Origin of the sequence: Klebsiella oxytoca (assembly GCF_009707385.1) — a bacterium.
Classification (GTDB): domain Bacteria; phylum Pseudomonadota; class Gammaproteobacteria; order Enterobacterales; family Enterobacteriaceae; genus Klebsiella; species Klebsiella oxytoca_C.
Genome location: NZ_CP046115.1, coordinates 3,199,077 through 3,218,255, shown reverse-complemented (window position 1 = coordinate 3,218,255; position 19,179 = coordinate 3,199,077). Strand labels below are relative to the sequence as shown.

Here is a 19,179-nt window from a genome sequence, read left to right as displayed (position 1 = left end):
GCATGAGGTCGTTAGCTGATTTCGAATTTAATAAAGCGCCGTTATGTGACGGCATGGTCCTCATTTCTGAATTAATCCGCGACGATTTTCCGACGCACTATGTGCAGGATGAGCTGGAGCGGCTGCTGGGCCTGGCGCAGGAGGAGATCGCCTCTTCGTGGGATCAGGAGCGCCAGATAGAGCGTCTACTGGAGCTTTTCTATAATGACTGGGGCTTCAGCGATTCGCGCGGCGTTTACCGTCTGTCCGATGTTCTCTGGCTTGATAAAGTCCTGAACAACCGTCAGGGAAGCGCGGTGTCGTTAGGCGCGATTCTGTTGTGGATTGCCCAGCGTTTGTCGCTGCCGTTGGTTCCGGTTATCTTCCCGACGCAGATGCTGCTTCGCGCGGATCCTGAAGAGAGCGAAGAGATGTGGCTCATTAATCCGTTTAACGGTGAAACGCTGAACGAGCATACGCTTGAAGTGTGGCTGAAGGGCAATATTAGCCCGGTCGCCGAGCTGTTTAACGAAGACCTTGATGAGGCGGATAACGCGGAAGTGATCCGCAAGCTGCTCGACACGTTAAAATCGGCGCTGATGGAAGAGCGGCAGATGGAGCTGGCGTTACGGACCAGCGAAGCGCTACTGCAGTTTAACCCGGAAGACCCCTATGAAATTCGCGATCGCGGGCTTATTTATGCCCAGCTGGATTGCGATCACGTGGCGTTACAGGATCTCAGCTACTTTGTTGAACAGTGCCCGGAAGATCCTATCAGCGAGATGATTCGCGCCCAGATCAACACTATTTCGCATAAACAAATTACATTGCATTAAAGCCAATCCCAGCAGGCGTTCCTGGCGCAGCCAGTTTGGATACGGACAGCGCGCAGAAACCGGAGCGTACACGTAGTACGTGAGGATTGCGAGCACTGCCCGGGTCCAAAATGGCAAGTAAAATAGTCCTGATTGGATAGGCTTTAGTCTGAAACCATTCCGGTTACTCCCTGATAAGGCGAACTTATGAAACAAAAAGTGGTTAGCATTGGTGATATCAACGTAGCAAACGACCTGCCATTCGTTCTGTTTGGCGGCATGAACGTGCTGGAATCCCGCGATCTGGCGATGCGCATCTGCGAACATTACGTGACCGTCACGCAGAAGCTTGGTATTCCTTACGTGTTCAAAGCCTCTTTTGATAAAGCTAACCGTTCTTCCATCCACTCCTATCGCGGGCCAGGTCTGGAAGAAGGGATGAAGATTTTCCAGGAGCTGAAACAGACTTTCGGCGTGAAAATCATCACCGACGTTCACGAAGCCAGCCAGGCTCAGCCGGTTGCCGATGTGGTTGACGTTATTCAGCTGCCAGCGTTCCTTGCTCGCCAGACCGATCTGGTTGAAGCAATGGCGAAAACCGGTGCGGTTATCAACGTGAAAAAACCACAGTTCGTGAGCCCAGGCCAGATGGGCAATATCGTCGACAAGTTTATTGAAGGCGGCAACGACAAAGTGATTCTTTGCGATCGCGGCGCGAACTTCGGCTACGATAACCTGGTTGTCGATATGCTTGGCTTTGGCGTGATGAAGAAAGCTTCTAACAACTCGCCGGTCATCTTCGACGTGACCCACGCCCTGCAGTGCCGCGACCCGTTTGGTGCCGCCTCCGGCGGTCGTCGCGCGCAGGTTGCTGAACTGGCGCGCGCCGGTATGGCCGTCGGTATCGCAGGCCTGTTTATTGAAGCGCATCCGGATCCGGATCACGCGAAGTGCGACGGTCCTTCCGCGCTGCCGCTGGATAAACTGGAACCGTTCCTCAAGCAGATGAAAGCTATCGACGATCTGGTTAAAGGCTTTGATGAGCTGGATACCAGCAAGTAATCGCTTCTGAAATGAAAAAGCCTGCCCGTTGCAAAACCGGCAGGCTTTTTTTACCTCTCCGCCAGGCGGGAGAGGGTCAGGCGAATATGGTCATCAGATAGGCGGCGAACAGTGCCAGGTGCGCCGCGCCGTTCAGCACGTTAGTGCGCCCGGTTGAGAACGATATCTGACACAGCAACAGCGAGGCGACCATCACGACCATTTCCGGTGCGCCAAGACCAAATCGCAGTTCGTTGCCGGTGAGGAAAGCGATAAGCGTGACTACCGGAACGGTCAAAGAAATCGTTGCCAGTACCGAGCCGAAAAACAGGTTCATCGCTCGCTGCACCTGATTGTTCAATACCGCTTTTAGCGCACCAAGGCCTTCAGGCGAGAGGATCAGCAGCGCGACCAGGAAGCCGGTAAAGGCGACGGGAGCGTTCATGCTGGTCAGTAATGTTTCCAGCGGATTCGCGTTCATTTTGGTCACTGCAATAACCGCAATCAGGTGGATCAGCAGCCAGGCGGTGTGCCATTTGCTGCTATGCGCCGACGGTTTGCCGTGATGCGGATCGTCGTCGTCGCCGTCATCCTCATGTTCATAAACAAACAGGCTCTGGTGCGTCTTCGTTTGAATCAGCAGGAACACGCCATACATAGCGGCGGAAATCAGCGCCACCAGCAGCGCCTGGCCGGTAGTAAAGTTCGCGCCGGGCAGCGCCATCGGGAAAACCAGAACGATAATCGCCAGCGGAAAGAGGGCAATAAGGTACTGTTTAATACCGAACAAATTCATATACTGGGTGGCGAATTTTCGTCCGCCCAGCAGTAAAGAGAAGCCAACCAGTCCGCCGGTAACAATCATAATGATTGAATAAAGGGTATCACGCATCAGCGTTGGCGCGGCGTCGCCGGTGGCCATTAATGCGGAAATCAGGCTAACTTCGAGAATAACTACTGAAAGGCTTAAAATTAACGAGCCGTAGGGTTCGCCGAGTCGGTGTGCCAGAACGTCGGCGTGACGAACGACGCTGAATGCGCTACTCAAAATCCCTACCAGCGCCAAAATATTAATAGCGACTACCACTGGCAGTGACTGGCTGCTTCCCCAGAAAAACAGCACCGCCAGCGCCAGAACCGGAAAGGCGAGGGAGGTCTCCTTGTGGCGGGTTTTCACCGCCTCATGTGCTTCGGTCATGAACCATCTCCAATTGTACAGGTGTTATAATTATAGATACCGTAAGTTAATAAAATAACAGACATTGATTAAATAAATTTGTTTTTTTACTTAAATTTACCACTCTGACCCTGTAAAAGGGGTAGAGCGCCATAAACTGTGGTTACCATTGTTTTGTATTTAGTATTCAGATAATTACTAAAACATCTTTCTCATTTATCTATCGCCTTGCCAGCCAGTTAATCCCCTACCAGACTTACTATTCACGCTAAAACTGGAGGTCGTAATGCCCTATAGCAGCAAAAGTGAATTACCCGACAGCGTTCAGCACGTTCTGCCCGCACATGCCCAGGAGATTTATAAAGAAGCGTTTAACAGCGCCTGGGAGCAGTATAAGCATAAAGAAGACCGGCGGGATGATGCCAGCCGTGAAGAAACGGCACATAAAGTGGCATGGGCCGCGGTGAAAAATGATTATGAAAAAGGGGAAGATGATAAGTGGCATAAGAAGAAATAATCGCTTTTGCTACGCTATCTACCGCCTTAATTCTTGCCCGCAGCTCGTTCATTGCTTATTGTCAAATAAAGCTGGATAATAATTCAGCAATACTTTAGGGATGGTGTCAGATAATCGCCGGGAAGCGGGCAGTGGCGGAGGTAGTAGACAGTGTTAACTCGTGATTTCTTACTGAATGCGGATTGTAAAACAGCGTTTGGCGCTATTGAGGAATCGCTTCTTTGGTCGGCAGAGCAACGGGCCGCCTCTTTGGCGGCGACCCTGGCCTGCCGTCCGGATGATGGCTCGGTATGGATTTTTGGCTACGGTTCGCTGATGTGGAACCCGGCACTTGAATATCGGGAATCCTGCACCGGTACCCTACCGGGCTGGCACCGCGCGTTTTGCCTGCGGCTCACGGCAGGACGCGGGAGCGCAAATCAGCCCGGCCGCATGCTGGCGCTGAAGGAGGGCGGGCGAACCACCGGTGTTGCCTACCGCCTGCCCGATGAAACCCTGGAAGAAGAGCTGACCCTGCTGTGGAAACGGGAGATGATCACCGGCTGCTACCTGCCGACGTGGTGCAAGCTGGAGCTTGACGATGGCCGCACCGTCAGCGCGCTGGTCTTTATTATGGATCCGCGCCATCCGCTGTTTGAGGCGGACACCAGCGCCCAGGTCATTGCGCCGCTGATAGCACGCGCCAGCGGCCCGCTCGGTACTAACGCTCAGTATCTTTTCTCGCTCGATCAGGAGCTGCGAAAGCTCGGCATGCATGATGCCTGTCTCGATGATTTAGTCGGCAAGGTGCGCCATCTGCTGGGGGAAAACAGCCAGCCTGGGCTGGCTTGAGAAGAAATCGCCCGGGGAGACCGGGCGTTTGCTATCAGGCGGGAACGTAGCTGATTGAGTGCTCCAGCGACTGGCTGTGGCTGTCGATGAGCACGTTCCAGGTACCGCTATACGGCACCGTCAGATACGCGCTGTCTCTGTCCTGCACGCTCAGAACATCCGCGTGGCTATCACCAGAAACTTTGGCGCTCATCAGGTGAATATGGCAGCGTTCGGAACAACGCACCACTAAAGTATCACCGCCAAATAACGTTAAACTTGCTTTTACCATTGCCATTTAATCTCAACCCCGTTTCAGTCTAAAGCGTCCTGCTGCCCATTTCCATGCGTGATATTGTTCACACTTTGGTCTACGCATAACACCAAAGGGGAGGGCGGCAGATGATGATTTTGATCAAAAAAAAGAATAAAGATTAAACAAAAATGACGTTGTGCCTGAAAGCTTTCAGCTCACGTTGTTTTCGGTTAAAAAATGCTGCCAGCCTGATATTTAATCCCGTTATACCCGCCATACTTCAGATTGCCTGTCGGCTGGTCACGCTCGTTCGCCCGAATCGCTTACCCAAGTAAGCTCATCGGGGTTTTCCATTGCCGCGTGACTCGGCGCCAGCGCAAGCGCAGTTTAAAACGGGAAACCGTTTTGTCCTGCAACTCGAATTATTTGGGAGCCAAAGCGCGTTTAAAAGGTCAGGACTTTATCTGCTGCCAGCGTCCATTGCGCCAGCTCAACGAGGGTGCCAATTTCCACGCCATCAATCAGCGGCAGCGCGCTGATCCCCCGGCCATCGGTACAGGTTTTGCATAGCTTCACCGGCACGTTTTGCGCGGTGAGGATCTCCAGCATTTGCTGAATGTTGTAGCCTTCCGCAGGTTTCTGTCCGCGCAGGCCGGCGGTGACCGCATCGGACATTAAAAACAGCCTGAGTTCGAGGTCGGACTGCTGCTCACGCAGAGCGATTGCCAGACGCAGGCTATTGAACAGAGATTCGCTGCCGTAGGCGGCACCGTTAGCGATAATCACAATACGTTGCATAAGGACTCCTTGTATAAGGTACGGTTATTGCCTGACTGAAGTATAAAGCGTTAACTCATTAGAGAGTGACGAATAATACGCCTTCTGCTTAGCGAACCAACTGAGATTCGGCTAAAGCCTGCCGCTGCAGGGGCAGTCTGGCGCAGGCTGAGATTCAGCATATTCCTGGAATCGTCCTGAAAGCTGCGGGGGAGGGCAAAAAGCGATAAACTTAAACTTTGCCGCTATCACTTCGTGAGTAGACGTAACCGATTTGAGCTTTCTGTCGTTCCGCATCACCCCATATATACCGCTTATCCTGCTGCTGACAGGTCTGCCCGCGCGCGCGTTACAGGATAATCAGGCGTTCTCGGGAGGGGCTGAAACCTTACCCGACCTCGGCCTGGCGCCGCAGGCCGATGATGACGCAAAGCATTTTGCCGAGATGGCGAAAAAATTTGGCGAAGCCAGTATGAGCGATAATGGGCTGACAACCGGCGAGCAGGCGCGTGTATTTGCCATCAGTAAGCTGGGAAGCGAGGTCAGCCATCAGCTGGAGAGCTGGCTTTCGCCGTGGGGTAACGCCAATGTCGATTTGCTGGTCGATAAAGAGGGCAATTTTACCGGCAGCAAGGGAAGCTGGTTCGTCCCTCTGCAGGATAACGGCGACTATCTTACCTGGAATCAGTACTCCGTTACCCAGCGGGATAACGGCCTGGTTGGTAATATTGGCCTGGGCCAGCGCTGGCGGATGGGGACCTGGCTGCTGGGCTACAACTCATTCTACGATAAAGTACTGGATGACCGCCTGGCGCGCGGCAGCGTTGGTGCTGAAGCCTGGGGCGAGTCGATGCGTCTGTCGGCTAACTACTACATCCCGCTCGGCGGCTGGCAGCAGGGGAGTAGCCTGACTCAGCAGCAGCGTATGGCGAGCGGCTACGATGTGACGGCTCAGGCGCGGTTGCCTTTTTATCAGCATATTAATACCAGCGTCAGCGTGGAGCAGTATTTTGGCGATAACGTCGACCTGTTCCATTCGGGGACCGGCTACCATAACCCGGTCGCGGTGTCGGTGGGGCTGAATTACACCCCCGTACCGTTGGTTACGGTCACCGCTAAGCATAAGCAGGGCGAAAGCGGCGTCAGCCAAAATGATGTCGGGTTGAAGCTGAATTATCGCTTTGGCGTGCCTTTAAAACAGCAGCTGGCGGCCGATGAAGTGGCGGTTAGCCGATCGCTGCGCGGTAGCCGCTACGATAGTCCGGAGCGCGATAATCTGCCGGTAGTTGAATATCGCCAGCGCAAAACGCTTTCGGTTTATCTGGCGACTCCGCCCTGGGATCTTCAGCCCGGGGAGACGGTGCAGTTGAAACTACAAATCCGTAGCCTGCATGGGATTAAGTCGCTGAGCTGGCAGGGGGATACCCGGGCTTTAAGCCTCACCTCGCCGATAGAGGCCAACGGTACCGAAGGCTGGAGCGTGATTATGCCACGCTGGAGCAGCGAAGCCGGGGCGAGCAACCGCTGGCATCTTTCGCTGGTGGTGGAGGATAAAACGGGTCAGCGCGTCTCATCCAATGAGATCGCACTGGCGCTGACCGAGCCGTTAGTACGGGTGCCGGCCGATGGCGTTTCGTGGTAGGCATCACCTTAGAATACGCGTTCCTGATGGACCCAGACTGCCGCCTCCACCCGTGATTTTAGCTTCATTTTTTTCAGCATATGCTTGACGTGCACTTTGACGGTGCTTTCGGTGATATCCAGACGGCGGGCGATCATTTTGTTCGGCAGGCCCTGGGCAATCAGCTTGAGAATATCTCTCTCACGCGGGGTCAGCTGGCTGATGTCGCGGTCGGAGGTGGCGCGGTTGGCGCGCAGGCTGGCCGCCAGCACCGGAGTTAACGCTTCGCTGAGGACCATCTCGCCAGCCGCCGCCTGCTGCAGCGCTTTCAGCAGATCTTCCGGCTCCATATCCTTCAACAGATAGCCATCGGCGCCGCGTTTCAGGGCGGTAACCACATCCTCTTCATGATTGGAGACGCTGAACACCACCACGCGCCCGGAAAGCGACTTCTCGCGCAGCTTGTCGAGGGTTTCCAGGCCGTTCATACCCGGCATATTGAGATCCAGCAGAATTAAGTCCGGATCTAAGGATTCCGCCATGGCGATACCCTGCTCGCCGTTGCTGGCTTCGCCGATGACCTGGATATCCGATGCCATGCTGACCAGCTGTTTGACGCCGGTGCGCAGCATCGGATGATCGTCAATGAGAAGGATGGTTGCCCGTTCCTGTTGACTCATGGGGTTCTCCTTATTGGATTGAAAACGATTTTTCGGGGATAAAAGTGACCAGTACTTCGGTACCGCCGGTTTCCCTGCGCCGGACCTGACAGTCCCCGCGCAGGCTCTGCGCTCGATCGCGCATAATAATCAGGCCGTAGTGGTTGCTGCGTTCCGCGTGATCCGGGACGCCGCGGCCGTTATCGGCCACCACCAGCCGGACCTGATTGTCCCGCAGCGTCACGGAGACGCTAACGTCAGTGGCATTTGCGTGCTTTAACGCGTTGCTGAGCGCTTCACGGGCGATTTGCAGTAGGTGAATTGCCTGATGCGACGGGACAAAACGCGGCGGCAGCTGATAATCCAGGCGTACCGTAAAACCAAAGTGGGCGCTGTATTCCTGACAGCTGGCCTCAAGGGCCGGGCGTAATCCCGGTTCGGTAAGCTGCAGACGGAAGGTAGTCAGCAGCTCGCGCAGCTGCGCCCAGGACGTATTCAGTTCATTACGGATTTGCCCCAACAGCTGGCGACTGGCTTCCGGCAGATCGTCGCCCTGCATCTGCAGGCAGCTGACCTGCATCTTCATACAGGAGAGCGACTGGGCGATGGAGTCATGAAGTTCGCGGGCGATGGTGGCGCGTTCCTCCATGACGATAAGCTGCTGCTGGTGCTCCTGATGACGGTCAAGCGCGAGGGTGCCGGTAAGTTGCTCAACCAAAGTATCAACCAACTGCTGCTGATCGTGGCTCAGATGGCGCCCGGCGGGCAGGGTCGCCAGCAGAATACCGTACTGGTTATGGGCATCAGAGAGTCGCCATTTTAGGGTGGTTCCGCTATCGGGCAGCGGCGGTAGATCGCGTGGACACAGGTAGCAGCCCTTATCATCACACTGTATATCAGAGTGGCAGGTGAACTCCTGATGATTGTCTTCGTCCTCAAGATCGTAAACGCGGACTTCGATATCGCGCAGCAGAGTTAAGCCCTGTAGACCGTTAAGGACGGGAGAGATGCGCTCGCAGAGCGGAGCGTTAGAGTGCAGTCGGCGGTTGGCCTGCCAGAGAAAAGCGAGGATCTCGTTTTTTTGCTCCAGACCGGCGGTTTTTTCCTGTACCCGGCGTTCAAGCACCGAATAGCTCTCCGCCAGCTCTTCTGACATGTTGTTCAGCGCCATGCCGAGCGTCGCCATCTCGTTGCGCCCGCTAATCTGAGCCCGTTGGGTAAAATCGCGACGGCTTACCGCGCGTGCCATAGCCAGCAGTTGTTTCCAGGGACGGAGTAAACGCGCGCGCAGCCAGACGATGGTGAATACCAGCAGCAACGCCATTCCTACGGCCATAATGCGCTGGATCCAGACAACGTGCTTAATCCGCTCTTCGGTGGTGTGATCGAAAGCGGTCACCAGCTGGTCTATACGGTCGACAAAACCGGCGACATCCGTTGCTACCGCGGCCTGACTCTGCGCCTTACGCATGCCTGGCGCCAGCTCCAGCTGCCAGTAATGCTGTAGCCCCTGGAGCTGTTTTTGCTGATCGTCGTGGCGAGCGGCGTACTGCAGTTCCGGGCTAAAAACGGTTGCGGTCATTTCATCCAGCAGCCTTTGATCGCTGTCGTGCAGCGGCACTGCCGCCAGTAATCGGTAGCTCTGCATGCGCAGTGAGCCAGCTTTATTAATGGCGTGCGCGCTGCCCTGAACGCCGTGAACCAGGCGAGAAGATATCGCCATTCCGGCGACGCCAATTACCGTCGCCAGTAGAACGATCAAGGCGAGTTGATTAACCAGCGTCAGCGGCGTAAAAAGACGTTTCAACATGGGCTATAGGGCTCCTGACCGGCAAATTATCCGGGAGTGGCGCTTATTCTCGGACATCCCCCGGAGTATACCCATACCCCTAAAGGATTACCCCTTAATTGTCAGCGCTTCCAGGGCTGGTGGCAGGCATTCGGGTAATGACAGCAGTGACGTGAAAAACCACACTTTTTTGCGCAGAAAGCGCTACTCACTTCGGGTAATGAGCATTTTTTCGCCAGATTAATGCCAACTTTTCCTTTGATTTATATCAACTTACCGCTGCCTGTAACCCATAAGGTAGCCATGGTTAATACCAATAATCAGAGGTGTCTATGAGTCACTCTTCTATCCCGGAGAAGACTAACAGCTCAGTCATTAGCGACTGGCGTCCTGAGGATCCTGAATTCTGGCAGCAGCGCGGTCACCGCGTCGCCAGCCGCAATCTGTGGATCTCCGTTCCGTGTCTTTTGCTGGCATTCTGCGTCTGGATGTTGTTTAGCGCCGTCGCCGTAAACCTGAATAAGGTTGGCTTTCAGTTCACTACCGACCAGCTGTTTATGCTGACCGCGCTGCCGGCGCTGTCCGGTGCTCTGCTGCGCGTACCCTACGCGTTTATGGTGCCGCTGTTTGGCGGCCGTCGCTGGACCGCTTTCAGTACCGGGATCATGATCGTACCCTGCGTCTGGTTGGGTTTCGCGGTGCAGGATACCTCAACGCCATTCAGCGTTTTCGTGATTATTTCCCTGCTGTGCGGCTTTGCCGGGGCCAACTTTGCTTCCAGTATGGCTAACATCAGTTTCTTTTTCCCGAAACAGAAGCAGGGCGGTGCTCTGGGCGTCAACGGCGGCCTTGGTAATATGGGCGTTAGCGTAATGCAGCTGGTTGCTCCTCTGGTGGTATCTGTGTCGATTTTCGCGGTCTTCGGCGGAACCGGCAGCGAACAGTCGGATGGTTCCATGCTGTACCTGGAAAACGCCGCGTGGATCTGGGTACCGTTCCTGATTATCTTCACCCTGGCGGCATGGTTCTTTATGAACGATCTGTCGGCATCGAAGGCATCGCTGAGCGAGCAGTTACCGGTACTGAAACGCGCACATCTGTGGATCATGGCGTTGCTTTATCTTGCCACCTTTGGCTCATTTATTGGTTTCTCGGCAGGTTTCGCGATGCTGTCGAAGACCCAGTTCCCGGATGTTCAAATCCTGCACTATGCGTTCTTCGGGCCGTTTATCGGCGCACTGGCGCGTTCTACCGGCGGGGCTATCTCCGACCGTCTGGGCGGGACTCGCGTGACGCTGGTGAACTTTATCGTAATGGCTATCTTCTGCGGTCTGCTGTTCCTGACGTTGCCAACCCGCGGTGAGGGGGGGAACTTTATTGCCTTCTTCGCGGTATTTATGGTGCTGTTCCTGACAGCCGGTCTGGGGAGCGCCTCTACCTTCCAGATGATTTCGGTTATCTTCCGTAAAATGACCATGGATCGCGTGAAGGCGCAGGGCGGCAGCGAAGCGCAGGCGATGCGCGAAGCGGCGACCGATACGGCGGCGGCGCTGGGCTTTATTTCAGCGATTGGCGCTATTGGCGGCTTCTTTATTCCGAAAGCGTTCGGTATTTCGCTGGATCTGACAGGCTCGCCTGCCGGAGCAATGAAAATCTTCCTGATATTCTATATCGCCTGCGTAGTGATTACCTGGGCGGTTTATGGACGTAAGCAAAAATAAGCTTCATTGAGCTGGTATAAGAGAGCGCAGAACTATTTGCGCTCTTTTTTTATTTATAATTTAGTTACAACATACTATTGATTTGGATTATTTCAAAAGGTGCCTTAAGTCACAGAAAAAATTACTCCAGGAGCATCTACCCCTTAATACCATGGCAAATAACAACTCCTGATTGCTCACTGTAATTTATTAAAAAAATTCTTATTAATCATATAAATAAAAAATTAAACTTAATACCACTTTGGTGGTAAATCGCCTTTGAGCTCGTTTTTATAAGCCATATCGTCTTGATCGTTATCAATTCTCGCCCTCTTTCATGGCGTTACCTTCGCTGCAAATCCAGCAATGTCGATTTATCAGAGAGCCGTCAGGCTCCACACAGGAGAAACCCGATGAGTAAATTCCTGGACCGGTTTCGCTACTTCAAACAGAAGGGTGAAACCTTTGCCGATGGGCATGGCCAGCTTCTAAAAACCAACCGGGATTGGGAGGATGGATACCGTCAACGTTGGCAGCACGATAAAGTTGTGCGCTCCACCCACGGTGTAAACTGCACCGGCTCATGCAGCTGGAAGATTTATGTCAAAAATGGCCTCGTCACCTGGGAAACCCAGCAGACCGATTATCCGCGCACCCGTCCGGATATGCCGAACCACGAACCTCGCGGCTGCCCACGCGGCGCCAGCTACTCGTGGTATCTCTACAGCGCCAACCGCCTGAAATATCCACTGATGCGCAAGCGCCTGATGAAAATGTGGCGTGAAGCGAAGGTTCAGCACAGCGATCCGGTGGATGCATGGGCTTCGATTATTGAAGACGCCGACAAAGCGAAAAACTTTAAACAAGCGCGCGGCCGCGGCGGTTTCGTGCGCTCGTCCTGGCAAGAGGTGAACGAGCTGATTGCCGCCTCTAACGTCTATACCGTCAAAACCTACGGCCCGGACCGCGTAGCCGGCTTCTCGCCGATTCCGGCGATGTCGATGGTCTCCTATGCCTCTGGCGCGCGCTATCTGTCGCTGATCGGCGGGACCTGCCTGAGCTTCTATGACTGGTACTGCGACCTGCCGCCGGCATCACCGCAGACCTGGGGTGAACAGACCGATGTGCCGGAATCCGCCGACTGGTATAACTCCAGCTATATTATCGCGTGGGGCTCCAACGTTCCGCAGACCCGTACTCCGGATGCCCACTTCTTTACCGAAGTTCGCTACAAGGGCACCAAAACCGTAGCTATCACCCCTGACTACGCCGAAATCGCCAAGCTTTGCGATCTGTGGCTGGCGCCGAAGCAGGGGACCGATGCGGCGATGGCGCTGGCGATGGGCCACGTGATGCTGCGCGAGTTCCATCTTGATAAGCCAAGCCAGTATTTCACCGATTACGTCCGTCGCTATACCGACATGCCGATGCTGGTGATGCTCGAAGAGCGCGATGGCTATTACGCCGCGGGCCGCATGCTGCGCGCGGCTGACCTGGTTGATGCGTTAGGTCAGGAAACGAATCCAGAATGGAAAACCGTCGCCTTTGATGAGAAGGGCGAAATCACCGTGCCGAACGGTTCCATCGGTTTCCGCTGGGGCGATAAGGGCAAATGGAATCTTGAACAGCGCGACGGCAAAACCGGAGAAGATGTAGAGCTGCGCCTGAGCCTGCTGGGCGGCCACGATGAGATCGCGAACGTCGGTTTCCCTTATTTTGGCGGCGAAGGTACCGAGCACTTTAATAAGGTTGAGCTGGAAAACGTGCTGCTGCACAAACTGCCGGTAAAACGCCTGCAAAAAGCCGACGGCTCTACCGTCCTGGTCACCACCGTATACGACCTCACCCTGGCGAACTACGGCCTGGATCGCGGCCTCGGCGATGAAAACTGCGCCGGCAGCTACGATGATGTTAAAGCGTATACCCCGGCATGGGCGGAGAAAATCACCGGCGTTTCCCGGGCGCAGATTATCCGCACCGCGCGCGAATTTGCCGATAACGCCGATAAGACCCACGGCCGTTCGATGATTATCGTCGGCGCCGGTCTGAACCACTGGTTCCACCTCGATATGAACTATCGCGGCCTGATTAATATGCTGATCTTCTGCGGCTGCGTCGGTCAGAGCGGCGGCGGCTGGGCGCACTATGTCGGCCAGGAAAAACTGCGTCCGCAGACCGGCTGGCAGCCGCTGGCGTTTGCCCTCGACTGGCAGCGTCCGGCGCGTCACATGAACAGTACGTCGTACTTTTATAACCACTCCAGCCAGTGGCGCTATGAAAGCGTAACCGCCCAGGAACTGCTGTCGCCGTTAGCGGATAAATCCCGCTACAGCGGCCACCTGATCGACTTCAACGTGCGCGCTGAACGTATGGGCTGGCTGCCGTCGGCGCCGCAGCTGGGCACTAACCCGCTGCGTATCGCGGAAGAGGCGAAGAAAGCGGGCATGACGCCGGTCGACTACACCGTCAAGTCGCTGAAAGAGGGCTCAATTCGTTTTGCCGCCGAGCAGCCGGAAAATGGCAAGAACCATCCGCGCAACCTGTTTATCTGGCGTTCTAACCTGTTGGGGTCTTCAGGTAAAGGCCATGAATACATGCTGAAATATCTGCTGGGTACGGAAAACGGTATTCAGGGCAAAGATCTTGGCAAGCAGGGCGGCGTGAAGCCGGAAGAAGTGGAATGGAAAGATAACGGTCTCGACGGCAAGCTGGATCTGGTGGTGACTCTGGACTTCCGTCTGTCGAGCACCTGCCTGTACTCCGATATCGTGCTGCCAACCGCGACCTGGTATGAAAAAGACGATATGAATACCTCGGATATGCATCCGTTTATTCATCCGCTTTCTGCCGCAGTGGATCCGGCCTGGGAATCGAAAAGCGACTGGGATATCTACAAAGGTATTGCGAAGACGTTCTCCGAAGTGTGCGTGGGTCACCTGGGTCAGGAAACCGATGTAGTAACGCTGCCTATCCAGCACGATTCCGCCGCCGAACTGGCGCAGCCGCTGGACGTTAAGGACTGGAAAAAAGGCGAATGCGACCTGATTCCAGGCAAAACCGCGCCGCATATTCTGACCGTTGAACGCGACTATCCGGCGACATACGAACGCTTCACTTCCATTGGCCCGCTGATGGAGAAAATCGGCAACGGCGGGAAAGGTATTGCCTGGAATACCCAGAGCGAAATGGACCTGCTGCGCAAGCTCAACTACACCAAAGCGGATGGTCCGGCGAAAGGTCAGCCGATGCTTAATACCGCAATTGACGCGGCGGAAATGATCCTGACCCTTGCCCCGGAAACTAACGGCCACGTGGCGGTGAAAGCCTGGGCGGCGCTCAGCGAGTTTACCGGTCGTGACCATACGCACCTGGCGAAGAATAAAGAGGAAGAGAAAATTCGCTTCCGCGATATTCAGGCCCAGCCGCGCAAAATTATCTCCAGCCCGACCTGGTCCGGCCTCGAAGATGAGCACGTTTCCTATAACGCCGGTTATACCAACGTTCATGAGCTGATCCCGTGGCGCACGCTTTCCGGCCGCCAGCAGCTGTATCAGGATCACCAGTGGATGCGTGACTTCGGCGAAAGCCTGCTGGTTTATCGTCCACCGATTGACACCCGTTCGGTGAAAGCCGTTATGGGGGCGAAATCGAACGGCAACCCGGAGAAGGCGCTGAACTTCCTGACGCCGCACCAGAAGTGGGGGATCCACTCCACCTACAGCGACAACCTGCTGATGCTGACGCTGTCGCGCGGTGGTCCGATTGTGTGGATGAGCGAAGCGGACGCTAAAGATCTGGGTATTGAAGATAACGACTGGATCGAAGTGTTTAACAGCAACGGTGCCCTGACCGCGCGTGCGGTGGTGAGCCAGCGTGTTCCCGCCGGGATGACCATGATGTACCACGCGCAGGAGCGTATCGTGAACCTGCCGGGTTCAGAGGTCACCGAACAGCGCGGCGGTATACATAACTCCGTGACCCGTATTACGCCGAAGCCGACCCATATGATCGGCGGCTATGCGCAGCTGGCCTACGGCTTTAACTATTACGGCACGGTCGGTTCTAACCGCGATGAATTCGTGGTGGTTCGTAAAATGAAGAATATTAACTGGTTAGATGGCGAAGGTAATGACCAGGTACAGGAGAGCGTAAAATGAAAATTCGTTCACAAGTCGGCATGGTGCTGAATCTCGATAAGTGCATCGGCTGTCATACCTGCTCAGTCACCTGTAAAAACGTCTGGACCAGCCGCGAGGGGATGGAGTACGCGTGGTTTAACAACGTTGAAAGTAAACCGGGCGTCGGTTTCCCGAATGATTGGGAAAACCAGGAAAAGTGGAAGGGCGGCTGGATCCGTAAGATCAACGGCAAGCTGCAGCCGCGCATGGGCAACCGCGCGCTGCTGCTGGGTAAAATCTTCGCCAACCCGCATCTGCCGGGCATCGACGATTACTACGAGCCGTTTGATTACGACTATCAAAACCTGCATAACGCGCCGGAAAGCAAACACCAGCCGATCGCGCGTCCGCGCTCGCTGATTACCGGTCAGCGGATGGATAAAATCACCCGTGGTCCGAACTGGGAAGATGATCTGGGCGGTGAGTTTGAGAAGCTGTCGAAAGACCAGAACTTCGAAAACATGCAGAAGGCGATGTATGGCCAGTTTGAAAACACCTTTATGATGTATCTGCCGCGCCTGTGCGAACACTGCCTCAACCCGGCGTGCGTCGCGACCTGCCCGAGCGGCGCCATCTACAAGCGTGAAGAAGACGGCATCGTGCTGATCGACCAGGACAAGTGCCGCGGCTGGCGGATGTGCATCACCGGCTGCCCGTACAAGAAAATCTACTTCAACTGGAAGAGCGGCAAATCTGAGAAGTGTATCTTCTGCTATCCGCGGATCGAATCCGGAATGCCGACGGTCTGCTCGGAGACCTGCGTGGGGCGTATTCGCTACCTCGGCGTGCTGCTGTATGACGCGGATGCCATTGAAAATGCCGCCAGCACGGAGAATGAGACAGACCTGTATCAGCGTCAGCTGGACGTGTTCCTCAACCCGAACGACCCGAAAGTGATTGAGCAGGCGCTGAAAGACGGCGTGCCGCAGGGCGTTATCGAAGCCGCCCAGCAGTCGCCGGTGTACAAAATGGCGATGGACTGGAAGCTGGCGCTGCCGCTGCATCCGGAATATCGCACCCTGCCAATGGTCTGGTACGTGCCGCCTCTGTCACCGATTCAGTCAGCCGCTGATGCGGGGGAACTCGGCAGCAACGGTATTCTGCCGGATGTAGAAAGCCTGCGTATCCCGGTTCAGTATCTGGCAAACCTGCTGACCGCGGGCGATACCCAGCCGGTGTTGCTGGCGCTGAAACGTATGCTGGCGATGCGCCACTTCAAACGCGCGGAAACCGTTGATGGCGTTGTCGATACCCGGGCGCTGGAAGAGGTTGGCCTCACTGAAGCCCAGGCGCAGGAGATGTATCGTTATCTGGCTATCGCCAACTACGAAGACCGTTTCGTGGTGCCGAGCAGCCATCGCGAACAGGCCCGCGACGCTTTCCCGGAGAAAAACGGTTGCGGCTTCACCTTCGGCGACGGCTGCCACGGTTCTGACAGCCAGTTTAATCTGTTTAATAGCCGCCGTATCGATGCTATCGACGTCACCAGCAAAACGGAGCCGCACCCATGATTGAACTCGTAATTGTGTCGCGTCTTCTCGAGTACCCTGACGCTGCCTTATGGCAGCATCAGCAGGAGCTGTTCGACGCGATCGCCTCTTCGGAAAAGCTCGCGCCGGAGGATGCCCATAAGCTGAGCGTTTTCCTGCGCGATCTGACCACCCTTGATCTACTGGATGCCCAGTCTCGCTATAGCGAGCTGTTCGATCGCGGGCGCGCGACCTCGCTGCTGCTGTTTGAGCACGTGCACGGCGAATCCCGCGATCGCGGCCAGGCGATGGTCGACCTGATGACGCAGTATGAGCGCCACGGTCTGCAGCTCGATAGTCGCGAATTACCGGATCATCTGCCGCTGTATCTTGAGTATCTGGCGCAGCTGCCGGAAGCGGAAGCGCTCGGCGGATTGCAGGATGTCGCACCGATTCTTGGCCTGCTCAGCGCTCGTCTGCAGCAGCGCGAAAGCGGCTACGCGGTGCTGTTTGAATTGCTGCTCAAGCTGGCGAACGCCCGGGTCGATAGCCAGAAAGTGGCGGAAAAAATCGCCGATGAAGCTCGTGACGATACGCCGCAGGCGCTGGATGCCGTCTGGGAAGAAGAGCAGGTGAAATTCTTTGCCGATCGGGGTTGCGGCGAGTCGGAGATCGCCGCACACCAGCGTCGTTTTGCCGGAGCCGTTGCCCCGCAATATTTGAATATCTCTAACGGAGGACAGCAATAATGCACTTCCTGAATATGCTCTTCTTTGACATCTATCCGTATATTGCCGGTACGGTATTCCTGGTCGGCAGCTGGCTGCGCTACGACTATGGGCAGTACACCTGGCGTGCGGGTTCCAGCCAGATGCTGGATCGTAAGGGGATGAATCTGGCATCAAATCTGTTTCATATCGGTATTCTGGGGATCTTTGCCGGGCACTTTCTCGGCATGCTGACTCCGCACTGGATGTACGAGTCCTTCCTGCCGATCGACGTGAAGCAGAAGATGGCAATGCTTGCGGGCGGCGCCTGCGGCGTGATGACGCTGGTGGGCGGCCTGCTGCTGCTCAAGCGTCGTCTGTTGAGCCCGCGCGTTCGTGCAACCACCACTAAAGCGGATATTCTGATCCTTACCTTGCTGATGGTGCAGTGCGCTCTGGGTCTGCTGACTATTCCGTTCTCCGCTCAGCATATGGACGGTAGCGAAATGATGAAGCTGGTGGGCTGGGCGCAGTCGGTGGTGACCTTCCACGGCGGCGCTTCGCAGCATCTCGACGGCGTGGCGTTTATTTTCCGCGTACACCTGGTGCTGGGGATGACGCTGTTTGTGCTGTTCCCGTTCTCCCGTCTGGTGCATATCTGGAGCGCGCCGGTCGAGTACCTGACGCGCAAATACCAGATTGTTCGCGCCCGTCGCTAATTCGCTGTTTTGATACCTACCCCGCATTCGCGGGGTTTTTTTTCGCCCCAGCCAAGGTTGTTGCCCGCCGCGGCAAACAGGATCAGCGCGCCGCCCGCCAGCTGCGTAAGATTCAGCGAGTGTCCGAATACCAGATTATCGACAATAATTGCCACTACCGGATAGATAAACGACAGCGAGCCGGTAATGGGCGTAGGCAGCTTCTGAATCGCGCTATAGAGCAGTTGATACATAATGCCGGTATGGACGATGCCCAGCGTTAGCAAGATAGACCATGGAAAATCACCGGAAAATGACGGCATGCGGGCAAGCGGCAGAAGCATCACTACGCCAGTCAGCACCTGAATAAAGGCGATATGCTGCGCCGCGATGGATTTAAGCCTGTGGGCGATCATCGCCGTTAGCGCGTAGAAGAAGGCGGCTCCCAGCGCCAGACCGATACCGGCGAGCCATCCGGCGCGATGTGAGCCCGTCAGCTCGCCGGATAGCAAGATGACCACGCCGGCAAACGCGAGAACCAGCCAGCCCCATTTCATCAGGCTAACGCGTTCACCTAAAAGCATTCCCATCATCACCAGCATAAACGGCTGGGTGTTATACACCACGGTAGAAAGACCAATCGAGAGTCGTTCGTAGGCGGCAAACAACAACAGCCAGTTCACCACCAGAGCTATGCCGCCGAGAATAGCCAGCACCAGGGTGGCGGGAGAGAACGGGCTGAAAGGCTGTTTACTGAACCGAATAAAAATAAACAACGCCATCGCCCCAATCAGACAGCGCCAGAATACAACCTCCGTCACAGGCAGGCCGGAGAGTAAAACAAACGCGCCAATCGAGCCGGAAATTAACATCGCCAGGCACATTTGCCAGACGCCATTTTGTTTTTCACGCATTGCACACCTCCTGAGTGAGAGGTGCTATTTTCGGAAAAGAGTGTCGGGTTTTACAGTACTGAGATAAGGTTG

General features: G+C 55.3%; 16 protein-coding genes. 10 read left to right on the top strand and 6 right to left on the bottom strand.

Annotation, left to right across the window (positions count from 1 at the left end; translation table 11 throughout):
- Positions 1-2: 2 nt before the first annotated feature.
- Together sirB1 and kdsA are read left to right on the top strand one after the other, a co-directional pair.
- The gene (sirB1, locus tag GJ746_RS15010) at positions 3-815 is read left to right on the top strand and encodes an invasion regulator SirB1 (RefSeq protein WP_154680927.1); all 813 of its coding nucleotides are present in this window, start codon (positions 3-5) and stop codon (positions 813-815) included.
- A gap of 186 nt (positions 816-1,001) precedes the next feature.
- On the top strand, positions 1,002-1,856 hold the full coding sequence (gene kdsA / locus GJ746_RS15005) for a 3-deoxy-8-phosphooctulonate synthase (RefSeq protein WP_154680926.1): 855 nt from the start codon (positions 1,002-1,004) through the stop codon (positions 1,854-1,856).
- Between the two features lie 76 nt (positions 1,857-1,932).
- On the opposite strand, the gene chaA is transcribed toward kdsA, so the two are convergent.
- Entirely contained in the window at positions 1,933-3,033 is a 1,101-nt protein-coding gene (chaA, locus tag GJ746_RS15000; RefSeq protein ID WP_154680925.1) for a sodium-potassium/proton antiporter ChaA, read from the bottom strand.
- A 265-nt stretch (positions 3,034-3,298) separates the two neighbouring features.
- Between chaA and chaB the strand changes: the two genes are divergently transcribed.
- Both chaB and GJ746_RS14990 read left to right on the top strand, forming a co-directional pair.
- Entirely contained in the window at positions 3,299-3,529 is a 231-nt protein-coding gene (gene chaB / locus GJ746_RS14995) for a putative cation transport regulator ChaB (RefSeq protein ID WP_154680924.1), read from the top strand.
- A 150-nt stretch (positions 3,530-3,679) separates the two neighbouring features.
- Positions 3,680-4,360, top strand: a complete 681-nt coding sequence (locus tag GJ746_RS14990) for a gamma-glutamylcyclotransferase (RefSeq protein WP_154680923.1) — start codon at positions 3,680-3,682, stop codon at positions 4,358-4,360.
- A gap of 34 nt (positions 4,361-4,394) precedes the next feature.
- Here the strand turns inward: GJ746_RS14990 and GJ746_RS14985 are convergent, their stop codons facing one another.
- On the bottom strand, positions 4,395-4,637 hold the full coding sequence (locus GJ746_RS14985) for a DUF1883 domain-containing protein (protein WP_154680922.1): 243 nt from the start codon (positions 4,635-4,637) through the stop codon (positions 4,395-4,397).
- Positions 4,638-5,039: 402 nt separating this feature from the next.
- On the bottom strand, positions 5,040-5,393 hold the full coding sequence (locus GJ746_RS14980; RefSeq protein WP_154680921.1) for a DsrE/DsrF/TusD sulfur relay family protein: 354 nt from the start codon (positions 5,391-5,393) through the stop codon (positions 5,040-5,042).
- Between the two features lie 253 nt (positions 5,394-5,646).
- On the opposite strand from GJ746_RS14980, the gene GJ746_RS14975 reads away from it, so the two are divergent.
- Positions 5,647-7,014 carry a YchO/YchP family invasin gene (locus tag GJ746_RS14975; RefSeq protein WP_154680920.1) on the top strand — a complete coding sequence of 456 codons (1,368 nt, stop codon included), beginning with the start codon at positions 5,647-5,649 and terminating at the stop codon, positions 7,012-7,014.
- Between the two features lie 8 nt (positions 7,015-7,022).
- Here GJ746_RS14975 and narL read toward each other — a convergent pair whose 3' ends face one another.
- Both narL and narX read right to left on the bottom strand, forming a co-directional pair.
- The gene (gene narL, locus GJ746_RS14970; RefSeq protein ID WP_154680919.1) at positions 7,023-7,673 is read right to left on the bottom strand and encodes a two-component system response regulator NarL; all 651 of its coding nucleotides are present in this window, start codon (positions 7,671-7,673) and stop codon (positions 7,023-7,025) included.
- A gap of 10 nt (positions 7,674-7,683) precedes the next feature.
- Positions 7,684-9,462 (bottom strand): nitrate/nitrite two-component system sensor histidine kinase NarX, encoded by a 1,779-nt coding sequence (gene narX / locus GJ746_RS14965; RefSeq protein ID WP_154680918.1) that lies wholly within the window; start codon positions 9,460-9,462, stop codon positions 7,684-7,686.
- A gap of 311 nt (positions 9,463-9,773) precedes the next feature.
- On the opposite strand from narX, the gene GJ746_RS14960 reads away from it, so the two are divergent.
- The 5 genes from GJ746_RS14960 to narI all read left to right on the top strand — a co-directional run bounded on the left by GJ746_RS14960 (position 9,774) and on the right by narI (position 18,214).
- Positions 9,774-11,162: a NarK family nitrate/nitrite MFS transporter gene (locus GJ746_RS14960; RefSeq protein ID WP_154680917.1), complete on the top strand. Its 1,389-nt coding sequence runs from the start codon at positions 9,774-9,776 to the stop codon at positions 11,160-11,162.
- A gap of 392 nt (positions 11,163-11,554) precedes the next feature.
- Positions 11,555-15,298 (top strand): nitrate reductase subunit alpha, encoded by a 3,744-nt coding sequence (locus tag GJ746_RS14955; protein WP_154680916.1) that lies wholly within the window; start codon positions 11,555-11,557, stop codon positions 15,296-15,298.
- Complete coding sequence (narH, locus tag GJ746_RS14950; RefSeq protein WP_154680915.1) at positions 15,295-16,830, top strand: nitrate reductase subunit beta; 1,536 nt, start codon at positions 15,295-15,297, stop codon at positions 16,828-16,830. The genes GJ746_RS14955 and narH overlap by 4 nt, the downstream gene beginning before the upstream one ends.
- Positions 16,827-17,537: a nitrate reductase molybdenum cofactor assembly chaperone gene (gene narJ / locus GJ746_RS14945; protein WP_154680914.1), complete on the top strand. Its 711-nt coding sequence runs from the start codon at positions 16,827-16,829 to the stop codon at positions 17,535-17,537. Before narH ends, narJ begins: the two co-directional genes overlap by 4 nt.
- A complete protein-coding gene (gene narI / locus GJ746_RS14940; protein ID WP_154680913.1) occupies positions 17,537-18,214 on the top strand; it encodes a respiratory nitrate reductase subunit gamma in 678 nt (225 codons plus the stop codon). The genes narJ and narI overlap by 1 nt, the downstream gene beginning before the upstream one ends.
- Here the strand turns inward: narI and GJ746_RS14935 are convergent.
- The gene (locus tag GJ746_RS14935) at positions 18,211-19,107 is read right to left on the bottom strand and encodes a DMT family transporter (RefSeq protein ID WP_154680912.1); all 897 of its coding nucleotides are present in this window, start codon (positions 19,105-19,107) and stop codon (positions 18,211-18,213) included. The two genes, narI and GJ746_RS14935, sit on opposite strands and share 4 nt — an antisense overlap.
- Between the last annotated feature and the right edge of the window lie 72 nt (positions 19,108-19,179).

Bases quoted from the DNA above. Each gene is read 5' to 3' on its own strand.
- sirB1 (WP_154680927.1), top strand. From the start codon at position 3: ATGAGGTCGTTAGCTGATTTCGAATTTAATAAAGCGCCGTTATGTGAC.
- kdsA (WP_154680926.1), top strand. From the start codon at position 1,002: ATGAAACAAAAAGTGGTTAGCATTGGTGATATCAACGTAGCAAACGAC.
- chaA (WP_154680925.1), bottom strand. From the start codon at position 3,033: ATGACCGAAGCACATGAGGCGGTGAAAACCCGCCACAAGGAGACCTCC.
- chaB (WP_154680924.1), top strand. From the start codon at position 3,299: ATGCCCTATAGCAGCAAAAGTGAATTACCCGACAGCGTTCAGCACGTT.
- GJ746_RS14985 (WP_154680922.1), bottom strand. From the start codon at position 4,637: ATGGCAATGGTAAAAGCAAGTTTAACGTTATTTGGCGGTGATACTTTA.
- GJ746_RS14980 (WP_154680921.1), bottom strand. From the start codon at position 5,393: ATGCAACGTATTGTGATTATCGCTAACGGTGCCGCCTACGGCAGCGAA.
- narL (WP_154680919.1), bottom strand. From the start codon at position 7,673: ATGAGTCAACAGGAACGGGCAACCATCCTTCTCATTGACGATCATCCG.
- narX (WP_154680918.1), bottom strand. From the start codon at position 9,462: ATGTTGAAACGTCTTTTTACGCCGCTGACGCTGGTTAATCAACTCGCC.
- GJ746_RS14960 (WP_154680917.1), top strand. From the start codon at position 9,774: ATGAGTCACTCTTCTATCCCGGAGAAGACTAACAGCTCAGTCATTAGC.
- GJ746_RS14955 (WP_154680916.1), top strand. From the start codon at position 11,555: ATGAGTAAATTCCTGGACCGGTTTCGCTACTTCAAACAGAAGGGTGAA.
- narH (WP_154680915.1), top strand. From the start codon at position 15,295: ATGAAAATTCGTTCACAAGTCGGCATGGTGCTGAATCTCGATAAGTGC.
- narJ (WP_154680914.1), top strand. From the start codon at position 16,827: ATGATTGAACTCGTAATTGTGTCGCGTCTTCTCGAGTACCCTGACGCT.
- narI (WP_154680913.1), top strand. From the start codon at position 17,537: ATGCACTTCCTGAATATGCTCTTCTTTGACATCTATCCGTATATTGCC.
- GJ746_RS14935 (WP_154680912.1), bottom strand. From the start codon at position 19,107: ATGCGTGAAAAACAAAATGGCGTCTGGCAAATGTGCCTGGCGATGTTA.